Source organism: Neoroseomonas rubea (assembly GCF_016106015.1).
GTDB classification, from domain to species: domain Bacteria; phylum Pseudomonadota; class Alphaproteobacteria; order Acetobacterales; family Acetobacteraceae; genus Neoroseomonas; species Neoroseomonas rubea.
Genome location: NZ_JACADQ010000650.1, coordinates 1 through 989 on the forward strand (window position 1 = coordinate 1; position 989 = coordinate 989).

Sequence of the window (989 nt, forward strand, 5' to 3'; positions counted from 1 at the left end):
AAGGCCGAGGATGCCGCGCCGCGCATCATCGCGCTGCAGGCGCGGCACGCGCATCACGCCGCGCGTTCGGGCCCGGCGCAGTTCCTGCGCCACCTGCCCGCGGCGCAGCGGGCGACGAGCATGGTGACCCCGCTCGGCGCCGACCTCGCCGCGCGCCGCGACGGGGATTTCCTCGCCTGGGGCCGGCTGCTGCGCGCCGGGCCCTTCGGCCAGCAGGGCAATGCCTGGCTCGCCGAGGCCGAACTCCTCGCCGCCTGCGCCGAGGCGCCACCGGACCTGATCCACGCGATCGATGGCGAACTGGCGCTCGCATTGCTGGCACGGCTGCCGGCGGCGCTGTGCGCCGGTGGCCGGCGGCCGCGCCTCGTCGCGACCTTCCACCAGCCGGCCGCGCTGCTCGGTGCCATGGTCGCGCCGCGATGGCTCGCGCGGCTCGATGCCGCGGTGATCCTGTGCGAGGCGCAGCGCCCGGCGCTCGCCGACCATCTCCCAGCCGACAGGCTGCACGTGATCCCGCATGGCATCGACACGGATTTCTTCACGCCCGGGCCGCGCGGCGCGACGCCGGAGGGTGCCTTCCGCCTGCTCAGCGTCGGGCATTGGCTGCGCGACCACGCGACGGGCTTCGCGGCGGTCGAGATGCTGCGGCAGGCCGGCCTGCCGGTGGCGCTGCGCCTGATCACGCCCGAGCCGCCTACCGCGCCGCCGGAGGGCACGGTGGCCGAAAGCGGCCTGAGCGACGTGGCGCTGCGCCAAGCCTATCGCGACGCGGATGCCGTGCTGCTGCCGCTGCGCGACGCCACGGCGAACAACGCGATCCTCGAGGCGATGGCCTGCGGGCGACCGGTGATCGCGACGGATGTCGGCGGCGTGGCGGAGATGACGCAGGGCGCGGCGCGGCTGGTCCCGCCGGACGACGCGACGGCGATCGCGCGATGCGTGCTCGAACTCGCCGAGCAGCCCGCCGCCGCGGCGGCGCTGGCGCAGGC

The 989-nt window shown here is 76.2% G+C and carries 1 protein-coding gene; it reads left to right on the forward strand.

Annotated elements, in window-relative coordinates; all coding sequences use genetic code 11:
- A partial coding sequence (locus HW577_RS25585; protein ID WP_198378894.1) for a glycosyltransferase occupies positions 1-989 on the forward strand: 989 nt, incomplete at both ends.